We start from the raw sequence: 19,249 nt of genomic DNA on the forward strand, positions 1-19,249 counted from the left end.
TAAAAACTATCTAATAATAATACTCTCCTATGGACTTTAAAAATCAAATCAAAATGCTGGGCGAACGGGTGGCCAAACTCAAAGACCAGGTACATACTGAAGAAGCGACAAAAAATGCTTTTATCATGCCATTCATCAAGGAACTGGGCTATGATGTATTCAATCCTTTCGAAGTAACCCCCGAATTAGTTGCGGATGTGGGAATCAAACAAGGGGAAAAAATCGATTATGCTATCATGGAAAAAGGGGAACCGATTATCCTGATTGAGTGCAAACACCATGCTGCTCCACTGAATGTCAATAATGCCTCCCAACTGTTCCGGTATTTCCATACGACCAAAGCCAAATTTTCCATCCTGACCAACGGCATCGAATACCGGTTTTATACCGATCTGGTAGAAGTCAATAAAATGGATGAAAAACCATTTTTTGCTTTTGACATTACCGATATCAAAGACAATCAAATCGAGGAACTAAAGAAATTTCATAAAGCGCATTACGATTTTGAAAATATTGTTACGACTGCCAGTGACCTCAAGTATACATTCGAATTAAAGAAACTAATCGAATCTGAATTTACGAATCCCGGAACTGATTTTGTCAAGCATTTTGCCAAACAGGTTTATCCCGGAATGATTACGGCCAAAATACTCGAGCAGTTTACCAGCCTGACCAAAAAATCCCTACAGCAATATATCAGTGACCTGATTACCGACAGGCTAAAATCGGCATTGACAAAAGAGGATGCTGTGACCAAAGAACAGGATGCCGCACTTTCGGAACCAGTAAAAGAAGATGCTTCCGGTATTGTTACCACAGAAGAAGAACTGGAAGGTTTTATGATTGTCAAAACCATACTGCGCCAGAAATTCCCTGCCACCCGGATTGCCTATCGGGATGCACTCTCCTATTTCGCCATACTGCTGGACAACAACAATCGTAAAACAATTTGCAGACTTTATTTTAACGGGACCAAAAAGTATATCGCCATACTGGACGAACAGAAAAAAGAAGTAAAATCCGAGATTGCTTCCCTGGATGATCTTTTTAATTTCTCCGAAGCATTATTACAAACGGTGGCCAACTACGACAAAAAAGAAACCGTACCCCAGGAGTAAAGCACAACTACTCTAATTCACACCTTACTAAAATCTAAAATAATGAAAAAAACTACTATTGTTATAGCAATTTTGATCTCGCTTACTTCAATAAAATGCGGTGACGGGATTAACAATGAACCTTTTCTTGAATTTGATCCTTATGATACCGCGTTAAGTTCCCGAATTGAAGCCTATCAGGACATAAAATCTGCCGGAACTCCCATTCAAAAAGACAAGCAATCCATGTACATCGATTTTTCTGATGGGATTCAAATGGCATTTAATATTCCTCAGAATAAAGAATTGATTTCTCAAAGTTATAATACTTTAATGGGATCAGAGCTGGAAGCTTTTAAACTGGGAAGTAAAATAATAGACTTCATCCCGAAAAAAACTACCCCTACCGAACTCGGCATGATGCTGAACGACAGCAAACAGTACAAAGACATCTATGCTCCTATTGAAGAAACTGTAAAAGATATTATTTCTAAAAATCGTGAAGCATTTCTAATTACCGATTTTGAAGAATATGGTCTCAATTCAGCTAAACCCGTTGAAATTACAGAAACTGCTTTCCTAAAAGAAGAATTTATAGAATGGTTAAAGAATGGAAATAGTATCCGTTTTTATGTTTCCGATTATTCTGAAAATGGCATTCAAAAACACTTGTACTTTACCGTTTTTTATGCGCCAAATTCAGCCATCCTTCCAAAGTTGCACAATGTACTGTCCGCATTACCACACTTTGATTTAACAAACCAAGGCTACCAATTGTCACAAGGATATGAAACTACAACATCCGGAGGAATTTTCTACGATCCTACTGCAGGAACAGACGTTGCAAAAAATGTATTAGAACTGGATAAAAAAAATTATGTCAATGGGCTTACCGAGCATAAAAATTATGAATTCTACCCCTTATTACTGGATTGGGAATACATTGAGAAAACTAAAAACGAATTACAGTTCAAAGATTTTTTCCGAAAATTATTTATCGACCTCAGCAATACCGATTCCTATAACATCAGTGATTTAGATGTAAAAGTAGCTGATATCACCGAGGATTTTGAACTTTTTGCCAAATGTAAAGAAGCACTAAAGCACAAACCAAAAATCACAAAAGGCAGTGATGCTGAGAATGAACTTTTAGCAGATGAAAATGATCCCATCGCCTTAGCCTGTTATGACAAAAAAGGAAAAATAAAAGATGAATGGGTGTACAAACCTATAGCAACACCATCAATTCCTGATTTTTTCACCCTCAACAAAACTTTGTTTGCCAATTCTAAAAAAGACAGTAAAAATAAAAAAGCAGAAATAGGAGTAGTTTTTGATTCGCAGTTTGCCGTAAAAAATATTCCAAATCCACAGGGGCTAATGCGCGTCGATATTATCGTCAAAAATGCAAAACCCGGAACTGAAAAACTGGATTGGTTTACGTGGCAATCCACAGTAAATCCAAAGAGCAACAACACTGCTTTAAAAGCTTCCATTCAAAGTACACTGGCCGATCCTAAAATCAATCCGGTCAATACGGTAATCTATACTTATTATATCAAAACCAACGCTAACAAATAATTTCAAAAAGAATCCTTATGGCTTATATCATTACCATCATCGCAGCATTTATATTTTTATTGCTGTCCGCATTCATCGCCAATTCCATCCGTTTTGAGGGTGGTAGCCGTCCCAAAGACCCACAAAAAAGAAAAATGTGGTTCTGGATCGTGGCCGTGCTTAATCCCATCATTACATTTTTGGTAGGCTATTGTGTATTCATGCCCAAAGACGCAGGGCGGATGGCGACCCATGAGTACTTACAGGCATTGAGTATTGGAACCGGAGTAGGTTTCATACTCTACATCCTCCTGGGTTTCCTGTTGAGCAAATTATTTCGTACCGGGAAAATCGGGAACTGGTTTTAATCCTCTAATCTACTACACATGGACAAATTATTTATCATCGCGATCGGCGGTACCGGAATGCGTTGCCTCGAATCCTTCACGCACCTCTGCGCTATTGGAATGTTCGACAGTCGGGAGATCGATTTACTGACACTCGACACCGATCAATCCAACGGCAATAAAGCAAAAGTCGAGCAACAGGTACAACTCTACAATCGTATAAAAACTTCGGGGACTATCGCAGGCGGAACACCCAATGCCAATACTTTTTTCTCTGCCAAATTAAACCTGCACCGCTATTACACCAACTATTCGGGCGTAGGCAGGGAGAATTTTAAAAACATTTCCAAACTTTCCAGCGGTACTTCCGAACAGCAAAAAGCCAATAAACTGTTATCCGATTTATTTCTGGATAATACTACTGTCCAGGAATTTGGACTGGCACACGGCTATCGGGCACAAACCCACCTCGGCTCCATGCTGATGTACCACGGTATAATCGAAACAGCCCGGAATCTGGCCAAAGGTGGCAACGTAGAACCACAGGAACGGGAACTGGATGCCTTTATTTCCAAAATTGAAGCAGCAGGTGCCAATGCCCGCGTTTTTATATTCGGTTCTATTTTTGGTGGTACGGGTGCCTCTGCTATTCCGGTGCTTCCCAAAGCCCTGCAGGATTTTGTGACCATCCGTTCCGGGGGAAAATCCAGTATTGACCTGTCCAGTGCTAAATTTGGCTCGACATTGCTTACCGAATATTTCACATTTAACAAACCGGATAATAAACAAAAATCAAACAAAGAGAATAGCATTATTGCCGACTCTTCCTTTTTTCCACTCAACAGCCAGGCAGCCCTGCAATTTTACCAAAGTGACCCTACTGTCCAAAAAAGCTATAAGATACTGTACCATATCGGCTGGCCGATAGAAAGTAAAAAAATAGATGCCGGTACCAGTGGACATGAAACAATCACCGGTGGGGCGACACAGAAAAACCCCTGCCATATTACGGAACTTATTTGTGCCTGTGCTGCTTATGACTTTTTTACCCGGGAGACCGGTTTTGACGGAGCAAAAGCCGAATACCTCTTTAAGGCCGTTGGATTCAACAATAATACATTCAATTTTTCCTTCAATGATTTTGTCGGTAATACCAATAAAGCGGGCGATACATTTGCCAACCGTTTAGGAGCCTTTTTCTCCTTAGCCCATATTTGCCTCGCAAAGAACGGAGCTGCCGAAGGCGATAATGGTTTAAAAGGGTTTATCAGCCAGTTTGAAAACCAGGCCATCTCAGAATACAGCTCGATTACAGATGCCGAATGCAGTGAAATCGATACCTATTTCAAGGACTTCACCTATACTTTTGACAACGAACGTTTTGTACCCGGTTGGCTTTACCAGGTACGAAATACGGTAGCCCCCGGAAACTTTATGTTCGACAGCAGTGCCTTTCCTGATTCCAAACCGGAATTAAGAAACATTGATGTGGGCGCTTTATTCCTGGACAAAAAACACCATTGGTCCGATGCCCGCTCTATTCGTAATATAACCGGAAACCGCTATGAGAATTTTGTTGGCAAACTGATCAATTCCAGTGCAAAACAGGATCAAAAAGTAAGTACTCCAAAAGAAAAATTCCTGGCACACATTTACAATGCCCTGAGTGATTCCCAAAATTTCAATTTAAACTAATAGCACCATGGCCGATACTACATTAAAAGCACTGGCAATAAAAGTGCATCCTAACTCCGAACCCCAGGGCGTTGAATTTGCCTGGGAAAAAATAAAAGCCATCGAAGGCTTTACCAAAAACATCCTGATTCCTGCTTTGGCAGATGATAAAGAAGGGAGCGCTACCGTCGACATTGGTTCTATTGTTTCCGGTATGCCCACTGCCTACGCGAGAGCCAACCTTTTCCGGAATGCACTGGATAGCGTTACTGAAACCACTACCGAAGCCGTTGGATTCATGCGGTTTTACGAATCGTTACTGGACGAGTGGAAAGGCTTTATCAGCTGCATCGCACTGAACTACAAAGACCTCCATATCGACCGCATCCACCTGGCTTATTCCGATGGTAAAAAAGCCATTGATACCGGGAATATTTATGAGCCTACAGGCGCATTTGGAAATGTCCTTTTCGAACGTCAGCCCTTATGGTGTGACCAGTCCTTAGCCGATAATAGTGCCAAAGTCCCTTTTATTGATATCATCTCCTTCAAAGGCAATGTGGTGGGTGGGACTTCACCGGACAGTTTTTTGTTTACTTCCGTATCTTATAAAATCGGGGATAAACTGCCTTTCGTCAACAGTAACAGCGGGAAATTTACGAATCCCCTGCGTTCCGACTTAAATCCGACAGACCTGTTTACGATATATGGCTATGCGAAGCACATCCTTCGAAATATCAACACTTTCGAAAATCATTTTTCCAACCTGGATGTACTGTTACGGCCAACCTACACCAATCTGGGTGGAGCAATCCAAAGCTGGATGAACGAAATGGTACGTTACCAGGAAAGCAAAGGATATCCGAAACTCGAAAACCAGGCTCCACCGGAAGTAGGGACCCTGTTTAATTATCCATTCGGCATCCTTTTCAACTATTCGACAGAACTATATGGATCTGAAGGAACGATTGCTACCGATGCCAATTTAGAAGACAGTATTGCCTTTGACCCGAAAGACCTGCTCTTACCGGATGCAACCGAAATTGCCATGATCGATTTTGGCAAAGAAGGGACGGAAACCAAAAATTACTTAAAATCCCGCCCTATAATCCTATTGGAAGCCGAGACCAAAGGCGAACCGGGTACCTATGCTCATTTTGCCTTACCGCTTACTCCGCTGGCACTGAATGTATTTGGCAAAAGCCTGAATGCCCTGGTAGGACTGGACGATACCTCAGCTGTTAAGTCCCGGATTACAGCAGTCTATGACCCAAATGATGTGGAAGGAGAGAAAGTAATTGTCACGTTAAAATTATTTACACAAAATAATAACGAGCCTATCATTAAACAGGTCGTTTACAAAATAACACGTGATGCCGTAATCGGCCAGGACCTGTTGCTTTGGCCCAACTTTATCTCCAAACAATGGAACCGCTATTTCCTGTATTCCGAAATTCCACATAATAATAATGGCAAGTTTCAGGCGACACCTTTTGTTGGCGATGTTAACGACAAAAATTTCAAAATCATCCTGGATGACAAAAGTGCTCCCGTTTATTTAGCCGAAAAAGGCAGGACTGTGGACATCCCGGAAAAATATGGCAACATAAAAGCTGAATTGCATATTGCCTCTAATAATGCTGTAGCAGATAACGCTTACAAATATGAAATCTACGAAAGCAATCAGCCGTTTAAAGGAATCAAATTAGCCTATGCCGGTGCCCACTGTGGATTTGGAATCATCCGGTATTCTGCGATCAACGAAGCCGAAATGCCCCGCAATTTATTAGCCGATAGTTTCACCCTGAAAGAAGCCAACCTGGGGGTCGACTTTGGGAGTACCAATACTTCTATCGCCTATTATTCCCAGCATGAAGGGCGTATGAAACCCGATATGAAGTTGAAAAACAGAAGGATTTCACTATTCGCTTCCGATAAGAAAAATAATGACGTCCGGCCTGCTGTGGAAGATGAGATTTTCTTTTTTCAAAATGATGAGATCCGTACCAACGCCATTAAATCCATCCTGACCATACATGATCCAAAACGCATTGTAAAAGACAGTGATATCCAAACGATGGAATCTGCAATCGCGATGGCCATTAAAGGCGGATTTCCAAATTTCGAGAAAAATCTCCCGATAGAAAGTGCCACAGAAAACCGGTACCGTTTGTCCTATCCCCGAGTAGGCAGTGCAGAACTCGTACACAATATGAAATGGTCTACAGACGAACTTGAAAACAGCTACAAAAAAGCCTATCTCAGTTCTTTGCTGCTACACGTGTATGCCCAATTATTTGAAGAAGGCCACGTCCCTGTCAACCTGAAATGGTCCTACCCTTCTTCGATGAGTTCTTATCTGGTTGGGCAATACCAAAATATCTGGGACGATCTTCCAGCCATCAATCCTATCGTAGGAGGAAAACCATTATCGGTTTCCAAATCACCGGCAAACACCCGGATTTCATCAGAGCCTGTCTTTGATACCGCTACCCAAAATACCTGGGGGATTGCAGCGCCCGTTGCAAAAACACCTGCCTGGGGCGAAACCCCTTCGGAAGCAGCACAAAACACGGCACCAGCTGCTGGCGCGGGTTGGGGAGCACCAGTAGAAAAGAAAACAAAATTTAAAGAAATTAAGGTCGATAACGGACCGGTTACGTTTAATTTTCAAAAACTTTCTGATAATAAAGCTTTAACCGAAGCCTGTGCTGTAGCCAATTACCTCGCCAACAACCAATCTTTGAATAAGTCCGATTCCTACCTTACGCTCTGCTTTGATGTAGGCGGATCTACTACGGATATCAGTGCGATGTGCATGATGATGGGCGATGAAGGGCCAAGCCTGGCACTTGTAAAACAAAGTTCGATACGGTTTGCAGCACAACGCATTTCTTTTGCGACACGCTATTCGCCCAATTTCAAGAATGTATTGCTGGAAATCTGCCAAAGGAAGAAAATTTCCATCCAGGGACTGAATGTGCAACCGGATCGTTATACGTCCGAAACGGCACCTTATTATTTTGAACAAATCGTAGATCGGTTAGAAGAGGAAGATTTTCCTGCTTTTTACCAATTGTTACGGGCAAAATGTCCCGAAATGATGTCCATTAACCTCTATGTAACCGGATTGATCATGTATTATGCCGGGCAGATTGCGTACAAACTCCGGAATGAAATTGTCAATTCTCCCGATAAACATCCGGCACATGAAGACTGGAAACCGATTATCAATATTGTATTTGCCGGAAAAGGGGCACGAATCTTTGACTGGTTCCCGGCGGTCGACCAACAGCTGGCCAACAACTATTTCACGGAATTATTCATCAAAGGTTTTGGGGGAATGGAAAAAGCCAAGGCCAATCTTTTCCCGGGCGGCCACAATGGCGGGCCACCGATAATCATCAATCCGACCAATACTGCCGATTCGTCCAATGTAAAATATGAAGTAGCCAAAGGACTGGCCTACCCGACACAATCATTATTAGTCCCACAAACCAATGATGCAATTGAGATATTAGGAGAAGAAGGTTTTACCATGCTCACTGCCGAAGGGCAGAAAAAGGAAATTGCCTATGATGCATCAATCAGTTCCGAAATGATGGAAGGGCTGGGAACTTATTTCAACAGCACGCCTGTTCCCGGAAAAATCTCCTGCCCTAAGTTTGCCGAATTTGCCGGTACTTACTTTCAGGTCGCTACAGATATGTTCGGCCTTAAAATGACACAGCAGGACTTTATGAACGGTTTCCAAAACATGAACATGAATGCCTATATCAAATCACTACCCGAATACCGATTGGCATCGGAAAGTACAAAGTCAGAAAAATTCGATTTTATCGCGCCCATTATCATATTGGAAGGCATGAAGTTTTTAGAAGAATACCTGTTGGAAAGCATCAAAAAACAATAGCAACATGAACTTTTGTGTCATCGTTAAAATAGCCAAACGCAGGATTTCTTTCTGGTATCAAACCGAAGGAAATCCCTATGCGCTACTCAAGATCAAGGAGTCACATGAAATCCCCCTTTACTTTTATGTCAAGGGGAATGATTTCCGGTTTGGAACACTCGCAAGAGATCATTTCTATGCAAATGATCCGGACGCTTATGGCAACTATTTTGAAAGCATAAAAGATCCGAGCCTGCATTTCACGATCTATGGCAATAAAAAACCGGTCAAACAGCTGTTCTATTTTGGCGTGGAGCACTGCTTGTCCTATTTTATAAATACGGTGCTGTACAAGAGTGAATCAATAGAATCTTTCCGCCCTAATTTTCCGTTACGATTGTTGTTTGAAGCCGACATTGAAAATCCGGAAAAGACACTGATCGAAAGTTTATTCCGCGAAGCAGGCTACCTCAATCTGGAAACGCTCGATTACAACAAAGCACTTTTATATGTATTGCATGAGAAAGGGGTCCTAAATGCTGCACAATTTCCATTAGTGCTTCAGGGAATTGACAACAACCTCTACCTGCAGGGGTATAAAACACGGTATGGGTATCAAAATGTATTGGAGAAAGTCGAAAACCAGGGTGCAGATCCAAGGGTACGGATTCTCGCAGCATTGATTTTGGAGTACATTACAGCACAAAACACCTTCTTGTCCATCAACAGGGAGCAGGAAATTGCGACATTATTGCCTTTTTGTGCCGACCTGCTGAAAAAGCAAACCTCCGTCATCAAAGGAGAGGCAACATTGGGGGATGGAAAATCATACTGGTTCCGGATTACAGAACGAAACCTCAATGAACAATTGCTGTATGCTACAAATGATGCTTTTGTCACGATAGCCATAACCGAACAAATTGCCAAAGCCAGCAGCACTATTGAGGATACGATTTTGCTGTTGCGCAGCCCCGAAATCAATACCTCCTATTTCATGGACAACCTGCTGAAAAAATACCCGCATGTGAGAGGGATTACGCTAACAGACCATGATGATACAATGGAATACCTGTTTGCACAATTGGCAGCATCGGGTTATTCGGTTTCAAAAGCAATTCCGAGAGCACCGGTGGTACCAACAGTAACCGCTGTCCATACTGCAAAGCCAGTATTACCACCAATCAGTACAAGGGTACCACCACCACTGCCGCCCAAAAACAATAAGCCGGCAGAAAGACACACCCCCATTACTATCCCTAAAGTACCGGAACCCAAAAACACTCCGGCACTTCCTAAACAAGCAGTGGTTTTACCACCACTGCCACCTAAAAAACAATCTTAATTAATAGCATTATGGCCATAACTTTAGAAAAAAATAAACCGCTATCCCTCGTAAAAAATAATGCAGGGCTACAAAATATCATCGCCGGACTCGGATGGGACAATGCACTCGTAAACAATCAGAAAGTGGATTGTGATGTTTCGGTATTCATGCTCAATGCAGCGGGCAAAATTCCACAGGATGAATTCTTTATTTTTTACAACAACCTGAATAGTCACGATGGTGCAGTAGCACATTTGGGTGACAACAGGGATGGTACCGGAGAAGGCGATGACGAATCGATACGGATCAACCTCTCCCAAATTGCCCCACAGATTGAGTTCCTCTATTTCTCGGTAACCATACACGAATCCGAAACCCGGAAACAGCATTTTGGGAATGTAAAAAATGCGTATATCAATATCCGGAATGCCGATGACAATAGCATCCTCTGCCAGTATCAGTTACAGGAGGATTTCGAAAATCAGGATTCTGTTATTATTGCTTCCATTTCCAGGAATGACAACACCTGGGCTGTAGAAGCTTTAGGCCAGGCCTTCGATGGCGGTCTTGAAACCTTAGTCAACTTATACCAATAATCTTTCAAAATAAAAATATGGCCAGTTTTAACCTCAACAAAGGAGATCGGTTCTCCCTATCCAAAGCAGCACCAGGTTTGAAAATCGTAAAAATCGGAATGGGCTGGGATCCTAATGAAGTCCCAAATGGTCCCGATTTCGACCTTGATGTCTCTGCATTTGCACTCAATAGTACCTTTAAAATTCCATCTGACACCTATTTTGTATTTTATGGACAGGTGCGCATGGGCAATAACATAGAAGACCAGCATGAAAAAGGGCTGTACCGCCCAATTACTGAAGACCAATCCATAATGGGTGCCATAGATGACCCCGACGGTAGCCGGAGTGATGGTGATGATGACGAAGACATGTTCATTGATCTTACTAAAGTCAATGACAATGTGGAACAATTAATTATTTGTGCTACAATCTGCAAATATCCCCATGATATCAAACAGGATCGCCGGACACTTACCCAAAATTTTGGCCAGGTCAATAACTGTTACATCCGCATCGTCAACGAAGCAACAGGTGTCGAAATCCTTCGCTATGACCTTAAAGATCAATTCATGCAGGAAGATGCGGTTGAATTTGGGCGATTGTTCCGTGTGGGAGATACCTGGGAATTTGAAGCCATGGGCCGCGCCCATAATGGCAGCCTGCAAACCTTAGTAGATATGTATACCTAATCACTTTAAAACCGAAACCGATGGCATTTAATCTAAACAAGAACGAAGCAGACCCGACCAAAAGCAGTTTGGCTAAAAATCCGGTCTTCCCTTCCAGGTTTGACCTGAAAAAAGAAGAACCGACAGTACCTCCTGTAAAACAATCCGGCAGCAAAAAGATGGTGATACTCCTTCTGGTATTGCTCCTAATTGGTGGTATCAGTTACTACAGTCTTCCAAAAACTGAAATGGTGGAAACACATCCTGCCGCTACACCGGAAAATACTGTTACAGGAGAAACTATAGCACCAGTTGCAACAGACAGTACTCCTGCCGAAAAAGCAATTCCGGAAACACCGGTAGCAAACCCACAACTTCAAAATAGTATTGCTGCAGCATTTGCCCCAGGGTCAATCGTGCCAAACAGTATGGATAGCCAGATGATTACGGCTATTACTACTGCTTTACAGCACAATCCCAACGCTACGCTAACGGTAAATGGTTATGCCAGCAGCGAGGGGGCATTGGTGAGCAACAAACAAATAGCACAGGCAAGAGCCAACGCTTTTAAAAAGTATTTAATAGCCCAGGGGATTCCGGCGAATAGGATTATAGCTACAGGAAAAGGCATTACCGATCCAATTGCTACTAATGATACCCCCGAAGGACGCATGAAAAACAGGAGAGTGGAAATCACAATAAACTAACCATCAGGCATAATCCATCATGGCAAAAAAAAGAAAAAAGAAGTTTAATTTTCAAAAGAGCCTCTTGTACTTGGCAGTCGTTTTTAGTGGGCTCCTTTTCCTGCTCAAAATCAGCTTTGACAACCAAAGCTGGTTCCAGGTATTCAGTCCGCTCCTACTCGCTTTTATCATCATTTTCAGTATTCAGGTGTTCAAAACTGCAATCCGTAAAATTTAATCTAATTTAAAATACAACCGATGGATCAACATCCTATATTTTCAGAACATCCCGGCTTAATCGCTATTTTCGGAGTCGCCATAGGCATAATGTTGGCACTCGATCTTGGGCTTTTTAATAAAAAGAGCCATGCCGTCAGTTCCAAAGAAGCCTTACTGTGGTCCGTAGTCTGGATCAGCTTGTCCATGGGATTTAGCGCACTCGTATATTATTATGCCGGTCCTGTCAAGTTTTATGAATTCCAGTCGGCTTATTGGATTGAAAAAGCACTATCAGTCGATAACCTCTTTGTATTTATACTGGTGTTCAAATTCTTTGATGTCGCCAATACCAACAAACATAAAGTTTTGTTCTGGGGTATTATCGGGGCTTTAGTACTCCGGGCTATCTTTATATTTTCAGGTTCCTACCTGATTGAACTGACCTACCTCAACAAAATCCTTAGCCTGTTCGGGCACAGCGGATTTACGTATGACATCAATCTGATCATGACAGCATTCGGGGTATTCTTAGTGTATGCCGGTATTAAATCCTGGTCGTCAGGAGGAGAAGAGGAAGCCGAAGATTACAATACGACACGTGGTGCACGATTGATCCGGAAACTATTCAAAGTCAGTGACCGCTATGATGGTGATAAGTTTTTCACGATTGAAAACGGGAAGAAGTTAGCCACGCCACTATTAGTTGTAGTGGCCGTGATTGAATTTACCGATTTGCTTTTTGCTGTAGATTCCATCCCCGCTATTTTCGCCATTTCCAAAGATCCTTTTATATTGTATACATCCAACATCTTTGCCATCCTCGGATTACGGGCTTTGTTCTTCCTGCTGGATAACTTCATCCACCTGTTTGGAAAACTCCAGTACGGACTGGCAATCATACTGGCATTTATCGGTATTAAAATGATTATTTCACCTTTCTATCATATCGAATCCATAGTCTCACTGGTCGTTATTGGCAGTTTGTTAGTACTCTCCGTCATTGCTTCTGTAGCCTTTCCCGAAAAAGAACAAGTCAGTTAAGTAGTACATCCAAAACCAGCGAAATGCTGGTTTTATTTTTTTATACCCATTTGAGATAGCATAAAACCATTACATACGGCCATTGATAAATTCAAAAAAGGATTCCCTGTAGCTTTCCCCTATAGGGATAATCTGGTTGCCAATGGTAAGGGAATTACCATCGATATGCTGGATTTTAGCCACTGAGATAATAAACGAACGATGCACCCTAAAGAAAGGCGGCATGGGTAACTTGTCTCCCAAATACTGCAACGTCTGGTATGTCACGATCCTTTCATTTGGCGTATGGATCCGGACATAATTTTTCAGCCCTTCCACAAAGAGAATATCTTCATGTTCCACCTTATGAAACATATTTTTACGATTGCCTTTTACAAAGAGGTATTTCTCGGGCTCCATTAGATTTTCCGGCTCTGGTTGCAATACCACCGTTTTGGCCAGGAGCTCTTGTGCTTTCTGTGCACCCCTGAGAAACCGTTCAAAGGAAATGGGTTTCATAAGATAGTCGATCACATCCAGCTCATAGCCTTCCAGGGCATAATCGGGATAGGCTGTCGTAAGGATAACTTTGCACTTCCCTCCTATAATTTTAAGCATTTGTATTCCCGTGAGTTCCGGCATCTGTATGTCCAGAAAAACCAGATCTACTTTCCCTTCGTGAATCCACTGCAACGCTTCGAGCGCACTGGTTGTGGTTCCTGCAAGTTCCAGAAAAGGAGTTTTTTCAATAAAAGCAGCGATAATCTGAGAAGCATAGGCCTCATCATCAACAGTTAAACATCGGATCATAAGAGCAGGATAAAGAGTGGAAAGTACAAACTAAAAGGTAATATGCAACACGCTTTTGTAATTTTTGCTGTCCCGAATAATATGCAGCTGGTGTGCATTGGGGTACAACAGTTCCAGCCTCCGTCGTAAATTTGCCAGTCCAATACCACTGGAAATATCTTTCTGATTGTGATTGATAGCATTCGAAACCGTAAAACAAAAAGTATCGGCCTTCACTTCCAACCGGATCAGTACCGGATGATTGGGATCGTCTACCACACCATGCTTGAGTGCGTTTTCTACAAATGGAATCAGTAACAGAGCGGCAATACGCCGGGAACCTAAATCGACTGCTGTGGTGAAATTTACATAAAAATGAGGATCGAAACGCAGTTTAAAAAGAGCGATATAGTTTTGGATATAATCAATTTCCCGGGTAATCTCCACCTTACCGTCTTTACTTTCCGACAACGTATAGCGCATCAAATCCGATAAGTTTACAATCGCATTCGCAAGCTTATCCGAAACCGGAATGGCCAACGAATAAATATAGTTGAGCGTATTGTATAAAAAATGCGGGTTAATTTGTGACTTCAGGAAGGCCATTTCTGCTTTGGCAGCTTCTTTCCGTAAGGCATCATGCTGTCGTTCCTGACGGTAGGCATTCCGCGTCGCATAGATCGCTGCCGCCAGGATAATAAATGAAAATCCATAATATAAATTATCAACAAGATAGTGCCAGACCGTTGTTGTAGCATCGTAATTATCAAATCCTAAATAATAAGGATACACTACTTCTTCCAATACCGCACGAATACCGCAAAAGAGTAAGTAGGAACCTAAAATCCCAATGATCAGTTGTGGAATTTTTGCCTGTTTTAAAAAATGGGGAAATACCCAACAAAAGCAACTGTAAAAAGCCGCCAATTTGGCCAGGTTGATCGAAAGGTTCAGCCATAACGTGGTCGAATCCGTAGTGCGCCCCAACCAGGAGATATAAGTATAGGTAAAGAATACAATCCAGCAGCCGGTATGAATCCCTATTGTTTTTAGTTTTTTCATCTGTCAAAAATAAAGAAGAAGTGACTACTCCGCTTTATTTTTTACACCAATACCCTATTTCCCGGTACGAATGCCAAAATACGATTGAAAAAACCGTTCGCATTCCAAATGAGGCTATTGGGATAATATTTTTTGGTTACCCATTGCAGTGCCGCAAATTTGCCGCAGTAAACAACTAAACTTATGAAAATGACTCTAAAAATGCTTTCCGTATTATTTCTCAATGTGTTCCTTTCCTTTTCGGTTCAGGCACAACAACCAATGGAAATCCTGGTATTAGGCGCCTCCCACGGCAATAATGCTTCTGACTCTTTACACTATAAAGAAGTACTTCGGAAACTCGCACAGTACCATCCCGACCTCATCCTTACTGAATTCCTAACCCCGGCGGACTACCTCGCGATGCCCGCAACTAATTCCAATAAAAAAAGCCAGGAGAAATCTTTTGAGTACCTCCGCCGCCACAATCCTGTTCCCATTAAAAATACTGCAAAGCAAATTGAAAAATACAAAGCAGCATTGGCGAAATCCGATAATTTTCACCGGGTTCGTATGGATCTTGCCCTTGCCTATTTCCAAAACCATGACCTCGGCAATGGATTGTACCATTTATATATTTTGGAGAATGATAAGAAAAAACATTTTGGAGCTAACGAATTAGAATACTATACAGCGCATTTCGGAACAAGGGATTCCCTGCAAAAAGCAGGACTGTTTCGTACGACCAGCGAATACTGCACCCTTGTTTTTCCTTTGGCACATCAATTGGGGCAACAGGAAATCTATCCCATCGATGCCCAGCAATACGACGAAGACTGGAAACATTCCTGGAGGCTTGTTGCTTATATCATGCATTATACCAACAAAATTGCTAAAATGGATTCCACAACGGAAGAAGCTAAAATTGTAAACGCTATTGCAGCCGCAAAAGAAACTATTGAAAAAGAACAAGTGGCACAAAACCTACCCATTTACAACTATCTCAATTCCGACCTGAATGCTCGTGAAAGCGATATCCTGAACTTCTACGGTGGCCCGGAACTATTTGGAATTTCCAAAGCCTATCCCGAATCAGAAGTAAAAAACATGATGAAATACTGGGGATTGCGCAACGTAGCAATGGCGGCAAATACACTGGCACAAATGAAAAGGCAAAATGCAAAAAGAGGTTTGGTGGTAGTAGGATCAGCACATCAGAAATGGATGGAAGACGAATTGGCGAAGGACAAAAATGTCAAAATCATAAAATACAATGCACTGCAGTAATGTGGTGGCATTATAATGATGATAGTACTAAATTACACCACTATAGAAGCTTCAAACACGCCTATAGAAATTCAATCCACGCCTACCGAAGCTTTAAACACGCCTATAGAAATTCAATCCACACCTACCGAAGCTTTAAACACACCTATAGAAATTCAATCCACGCCTACCGAAGCTTTAAACACGCCTATAGAAATTCAATCCACACCTACCGAAGCTTTAAACACACCTATAGAAATTCAATCCACACCTAGAGAAGCTTTAAACACGCCTATAGAAATTCAATCCACACCTACCGAAGCTCTAACCAACCCTATAGAAACTCCATAGCCTGCTATGGAGTTTAGGCTTTAATGCCAAGCAATTCCTTAGCAAGATGAATCATCTCCGGATTCCCTGTATATTTTTTCTTTTCATCAGAGAGTTTGACCACATCGGTCCAATGGCCTTTATCGGGGAAAGCCTGTTGCATTTTGATAACGATATTCATTGCAGGCAGGCCAACATCATTCGTAAAATCGGTACCAATACCAAAAGAAATACCGATTTTACCCTTACAATAGGCCGCAATACGAGCGACTTTGTCATAACGAAGTCCATCGGAAAAGATAATGGTTTTGGAAAGGGGGTCAATCCCCATTTTCTTATAGTGTGCGATGGTTAAGTCTGCAAACTCAAGAGGGTCGCCGCTGTCATGACGTACCCCATCAAAAAGTTTGGTAAACATTTTATCAAATTGTTCAAAGAAGACAGCACTGGTAAAAGTATCCGTAAGTGCAATCCCAAGATCGCCGCGGTATACTGCGACCCAGTCTTCCAGTCCCATTGAATTAGCCATTTTAAAACCATATTTTGCAGCATGGAACATAAACCATTCATGGGCATGCGTTCCAATAGGTTTAGTATTATTTTGCATTGCGAGGTGGACATTACTGGTTCCTATAAACGCACCACGACCGTACTGTTTCAGGGTTTCATTTACCAGTTTTTGTACTGCGTACGAATGGCGCCTGCGTGTACCAAATTCGGCAATGGTAATTCCAAGATCAGCATAGGCTTCTATCTTCCTGCGGGCAGTATCGATTACTTTTTCATCCGATTCCCGAACCAGACCATTGGTTTCATAAAAAAGTTCACAGATTAATGACATGAGTGGAACTTCCCATAGTATCGTGCGGTACCAATACCCGGAGATGGTTACCGCTACCGTTTCTCCCTCCTGGCTGATCTCCACCTCACTGGGATCATAGCGATAGCCCTGTAGAAAATCGAGATAGGTCGGATCGAGGTACGGACAGGTCACCCGGAGGTAGTTTTTCTCTGCTACCGTTAATTTCAATCCAGCCATCGCCCGAACCGATTCCCGCAACCGTTCCCCAAAACCTTCAGGAAAACGATGTTCTCCCCTATTGATAAAAGTATAAGACGCTTTTGAATTGGGAAACAACTTGATCACGGCATGCTGCATGGTGAATTTATAAAAATCATTATCCAATAAAGATGGAAGAAGCACAGGAGAGGGAGCATTCATACGCTATGTTTTTTAGTTCTACAAAGGTACTGCAGTTTACGATTTTTTCAGGATAATCCCAAAAACAAAGATTCTTAAGTTCTATATATAATTAAAAAAAACTATATTCTGTGTTTAATCCATTTTAATGTGGTTATTTTGCCAAAATTTTAACAGCCATAACCACATGAAAAAAACATTACTTTTATTTTTCGTACTTATTACTTACAGCACGTTCTCACAAATTCGTTTTGAACCGGGATATATTACTGAAAATAATGGAGACCGAAAAGAATGCCTGATCCGAAATCTAGCATGGAAGAACAATCCTATTGAGATTGAATATAAAATTACCGAAAATGATGTAACACAAAAAGCTACTATAGCACAACTGATTGAATTCAATGTTGGTAACGCCTACAAATACAAACGTTTTACAACCAAGATAGACCGTTCCAGTGCAAATATAAATAACCTTAGTAATGAAAAAGCTCCTGCTTTTAAAGAAGAAACACTTTTTCTGAAGTTGCTTGTAGAAGGAAAAATAAACCTGTACCAATACGAAGATAATAACCTGATTCGTTATTTCATCAGTAGTGACAATCATGAGACTGCGGAGCAGTTGATTTATAAGGAGTACGCTATAGGCAACACTGCTGTAGGTAAAAACAACCAGTTCAGACAGCAATTATACATGGCTTTAAAATCTGACAAACTGGGAATAAAGGACTTTGAAAAAGTAAATTATAACCAGAACGAGTTAACTAAACTATTTGTTCATTACAATAAAACGGAAAATATTGCTTTTACCAATCTGGATGAAAAACAAAATAAGAGTAGTGTTAATATAAAATTTGTTGCTGGAATTAATAGTGCAAAACTCAATATTAAAAGTGGGCTTAGCAATAGTGAAGTAAAATTCGACAATGTAAATATTTTCAAAGTGGGTGCTGAAATAGAATATCGTATGGGATTTAATCAAAATAAGTGGTCCCTATTTTTTGATCCCAACTATCAGGCATACAAATCAGATGCACCGTTTTTAAAAACTAATATTCGCCTAAAAGCTGATTATAAAATGTTAGAACTCCCTGTAGGAGTTAGACATCATTTTTACCTAAATGATAAATCTCGAATTTTCGTCGATTTAGGGTATGCTTTCGCTATTGCTTTCAATTCCTCAGTTGATTATTCCTATCAAAAATTGCAAATTGCAAATTCAGGCAATGTATTCTTTGGAGCAGGATTTGCTTACGACAGATATGCCATTGAAATGCGCTACTCTCCAAATCGTGAAATTTTAGATAATTACCTCAGCTGGAGATCCAAGTACAGCTCTTTAAGTATTGCTGTAAGCTATCGTGTATTTTAAATTGTACTAAAGAGTGCCGTAATAATTACTCTTTTTGACTTATTTATAGACAAAACAAGTTGTTTCTTAAACGTATACATTATGCTTAAGAAACAACTTGTTTTTTTATAAGATTCAACTCCTAAATCAACAGCACATTTGTGATAAAAAAATATTTATTGAATAAAAAAATTAATTTATTTACT

The 19,249-nt window shown here is 41.2% G+C and carries 16 protein-coding genes; 13 read left to right on the top strand and 3 right to left on the bottom strand.

Translation table 11 applies throughout. The annotated features are described in order from the left end of the window. Nucleotides 1-29: 29 nt before the first annotated feature. From FK004_RS02885 to FK004_RS02935, 10 genes are all read left to right on the top strand, one after another. Nucleotides 30-1,118 carry a type I restriction endonuclease gene (locus tag FK004_RS02885; protein WP_108735892.1) on the top strand — a complete coding sequence of 363 codons (1,089 nt, stop codon included), beginning with the start codon at nt 30-32 and terminating at the stop codon, nt 1,116-1,118. A 42-nt stretch (nt 1,119-1,160) separates the two neighbouring features. Continuing rightward, nucleotides 1,161-2,678: a hypothetical protein gene (locus FK004_RS02890; protein WP_108735893.1), complete on the top strand. Its 1,518-nt coding sequence runs from the start codon at nt 1,161-1,163 to the stop codon at nt 2,676-2,678. A 17-nt stretch (nt 2,679-2,695) separates the two neighbouring features. Then, nucleotides 2,696-3,025, top strand: coding sequence for a hypothetical protein (locus FK004_RS02895; protein WP_108735894.1), 330 nt, complete (start codon nt 2,696-2,698; stop codon nt 3,023-3,025). A gap of 18 nt (nt 3,026-3,043) precedes the next feature. Further along, complete coding sequence (locus FK004_RS02900; protein WP_108735895.1) at nt 3,044-4,699, top strand: hypothetical protein; 1,656 nt, start codon at nt 3,044-3,046, stop codon at nt 4,697-4,699. A 7-nt stretch (nt 4,700-4,706) separates the two neighbouring features. Beyond that, nucleotides 4,707-8,591 carry a hypothetical protein gene (locus FK004_RS02905; protein WP_108735896.1) on the top strand — a complete coding sequence of 1,295 codons (3,885 nt, stop codon included), beginning with the start codon at nt 4,707-4,709 and terminating at the stop codon, nt 8,589-8,591. A 4-nt stretch (nt 8,592-8,595) separates the two neighbouring features. Beyond that, nucleotides 8,596-9,912, top strand: a complete 1,317-nt coding sequence (locus tag FK004_RS02910; RefSeq protein WP_108735897.1) for a hypothetical protein — start codon at nt 8,596-8,598, stop codon at nt 9,910-9,912. Nucleotides 9,913-9,923: 11 nt separating this feature from the next. Further along, on the top strand, nt 9,924-10,490 hold the full coding sequence (locus tag FK004_RS02915) for a TerD family protein (protein WP_108735898.1): 567 nt from the start codon (nt 9,924-9,926) through the stop codon (nt 10,488-10,490). 17 nt (nt 10,491-10,507) lie between these two features. Beyond that, the gene (locus FK004_RS02920; protein WP_108735899.1) at nt 10,508-11,161 is read left to right on the top strand and encodes a TerD family protein; all 654 of its coding nucleotides are present in this window, start codon (nt 10,508-10,510) and stop codon (nt 11,159-11,161) included. A gap of 20 nt (nt 11,162-11,181) precedes the next feature. Further along, complete coding sequence (locus FK004_RS02925; RefSeq protein ID WP_227871660.1) at nt 11,182-11,847, top strand: OmpA family protein; 666 nt, start codon at nt 11,182-11,184, stop codon at nt 11,845-11,847. Nucleotides 11,848-12,084: 237 nt separating this feature from the next. After that, a complete protein-coding gene (locus FK004_RS02935) occupies nt 12,085-13,086 on the top strand; it encodes a TerC/Alx family metal homeostasis membrane protein (protein WP_108735901.1) in 1,002 nt (333 codons plus the stop codon). A 69-nt stretch (nt 13,087-13,155) separates the two neighbouring features. Here FK004_RS02935 and FK004_RS02940 read toward each other — a convergent pair whose 3' ends face one another. After that, nucleotides 13,156-13,875: a LytR/AlgR family response regulator transcription factor gene (locus FK004_RS02940; protein WP_108735902.1), complete on the bottom strand. Its 720-nt coding sequence runs from the start codon at nt 13,873-13,875 to the stop codon at nt 13,156-13,158. Nucleotides 13,876-13,905: 30 nt separating this feature from the next. Then, nucleotides 13,906-14,916 (bottom strand): sensor histidine kinase, encoded by a 1,011-nt coding sequence (locus FK004_RS02945; protein WP_108735903.1) that lies wholly within the window; start codon nt 14,914-14,916, stop codon nt 13,906-13,908. A 183-nt stretch (nt 14,917-15,099) separates the two neighbouring features. On the opposite strand from FK004_RS02945, the gene FK004_RS02955 reads away from it, so the two are divergent. Continuing rightward, entirely contained in the window at nt 15,100-16,182 is a 1,083-nt protein-coding gene (locus tag FK004_RS02955; RefSeq protein WP_157956013.1) for a DUF5694 domain-containing protein, read from the top strand. 15 nt (nt 16,183-16,197) lie between these two features. Beyond that, nucleotides 16,198-16,512 carry a hypothetical protein gene (locus FK004_RS02960; protein WP_108735906.1) on the top strand — a complete coding sequence of 105 codons (315 nt, stop codon included), beginning with the start codon at nt 16,198-16,200 and terminating at the stop codon, nt 16,510-16,512. A gap of 13 nt (nt 16,513-16,525) precedes the next feature. Here the strand turns inward: FK004_RS02960 and pncB are convergent, their stop codons facing one another. Then, complete coding sequence (gene pncB / locus FK004_RS02965; RefSeq protein ID WP_108735907.1) at nt 16,526-17,713, bottom strand: nicotinate phosphoribosyltransferase; 1,188 nt, start codon at nt 17,711-17,713, stop codon at nt 16,526-16,528. A gap of 166 nt (nt 17,714-17,879) precedes the next feature. Between pncB and FK004_RS02970 the strand changes: the two genes are divergently transcribed. Next, nucleotides 17,880-19,064 (top strand): outer membrane beta-barrel protein, encoded by a 1,185-nt coding sequence (locus FK004_RS02970; protein WP_157956014.1) that lies wholly within the window; start codon nt 17,880-17,882, stop codon nt 19,062-19,064. Nucleotides 19,065-19,249: the final 185 nt, after the last annotated feature.

It is taken from the genome of Flavobacterium kingsejongi (genome assembly GCF_003076475.1).
Lineage (GTDB): Bacteria > Bacteroidota > Bacteroidia > Flavobacteriales > Flavobacteriaceae > Flavobacterium > Flavobacterium kingsejongi.

Excerpts from the sequence above, each read along its gene's own strand:
- FK004_RS02885 (WP_108735892.1), top strand. The coding sequence starts at position 30 with ATGGACTTTAAAAATCAAATCAAAATGCTGGGCGAACGGGTGGCCAAA.
- FK004_RS02890 (WP_108735893.1), top strand. The coding sequence starts at position 1,161 with ATGAAAAAAACTACTATTGTTATAGCAATTTTGATCTCGCTTACTTCA.
- FK004_RS02895 (WP_108735894.1), top strand. The coding sequence starts at position 2,696 with ATGGCTTATATCATTACCATCATCGCAGCATTTATATTTTTATTGCTG.
- FK004_RS02900 (WP_108735895.1), top strand. The coding sequence starts at position 3,044 with ATGGACAAATTATTTATCATCGCGATCGGCGGTACCGGAATGCGTTGC.
- FK004_RS02905 (WP_108735896.1), top strand. The coding sequence starts at position 4,707 with ATGGCCGATACTACATTAAAAGCACTGGCAATAAAAGTGCATCCTAAC.
- FK004_RS02910 (WP_108735897.1), top strand. The coding sequence starts at position 8,596 with ATGAACTTTTGTGTCATCGTTAAAATAGCCAAACGCAGGATTTCTTTC.
- FK004_RS02915 (WP_108735898.1), top strand. The coding sequence starts at position 9,924 with ATGGCCATAACTTTAGAAAAAAATAAACCGCTATCCCTCGTAAAAAAT.
- FK004_RS02920 (WP_108735899.1), top strand. The coding sequence starts at position 10,508 with ATGGCCAGTTTTAACCTCAACAAAGGAGATCGGTTCTCCCTATCCAAA.
- FK004_RS02925 (WP_227871660.1), top strand. The coding sequence starts at position 11,182 with ATGGCATTTAATCTAAACAAGAACGAAGCAGACCCGACCAAAAGCAGT.
- FK004_RS02935 (WP_108735901.1), top strand. The coding sequence starts at position 12,085 with ATGGATCAACATCCTATATTTTCAGAACATCCCGGCTTAATCGCTATT.
- FK004_RS02940 (WP_108735902.1), bottom strand. The coding sequence starts at position 13,875 with ATGATCCGATGTTTAACTGTTGATGATGAGGCCTATGCTTCTCAGATT.
- FK004_RS02945 (WP_108735903.1), bottom strand. The coding sequence starts at position 14,916 with ATGAAAAAACTAAAAACAATAGGGATTCATACCGGCTGCTGGATTGTA.
- FK004_RS02955 (WP_157956013.1), top strand. The coding sequence starts at position 15,100 with ATGAAAATGACTCTAAAAATGCTTTCCGTATTATTTCTCAATGTGTTC.
- FK004_RS02960 (WP_108735906.1), top strand. The coding sequence starts at position 16,198 with ATGATGATAGTACTAAATTACACCACTATAGAAGCTTCAAACACGCCT.
- pncB (WP_108735907.1), bottom strand. The coding sequence starts at position 17,713 with ATGAATGCTCCCTCTCCTGTGCTTCTTCCATCTTTATTGGATAATGAT.
- FK004_RS02970 (WP_157956014.1), top strand. The coding sequence starts at position 17,880 with ATGAAAAAAACATTACTTTTATTTTTCGTACTTATTACTTACAGCACG.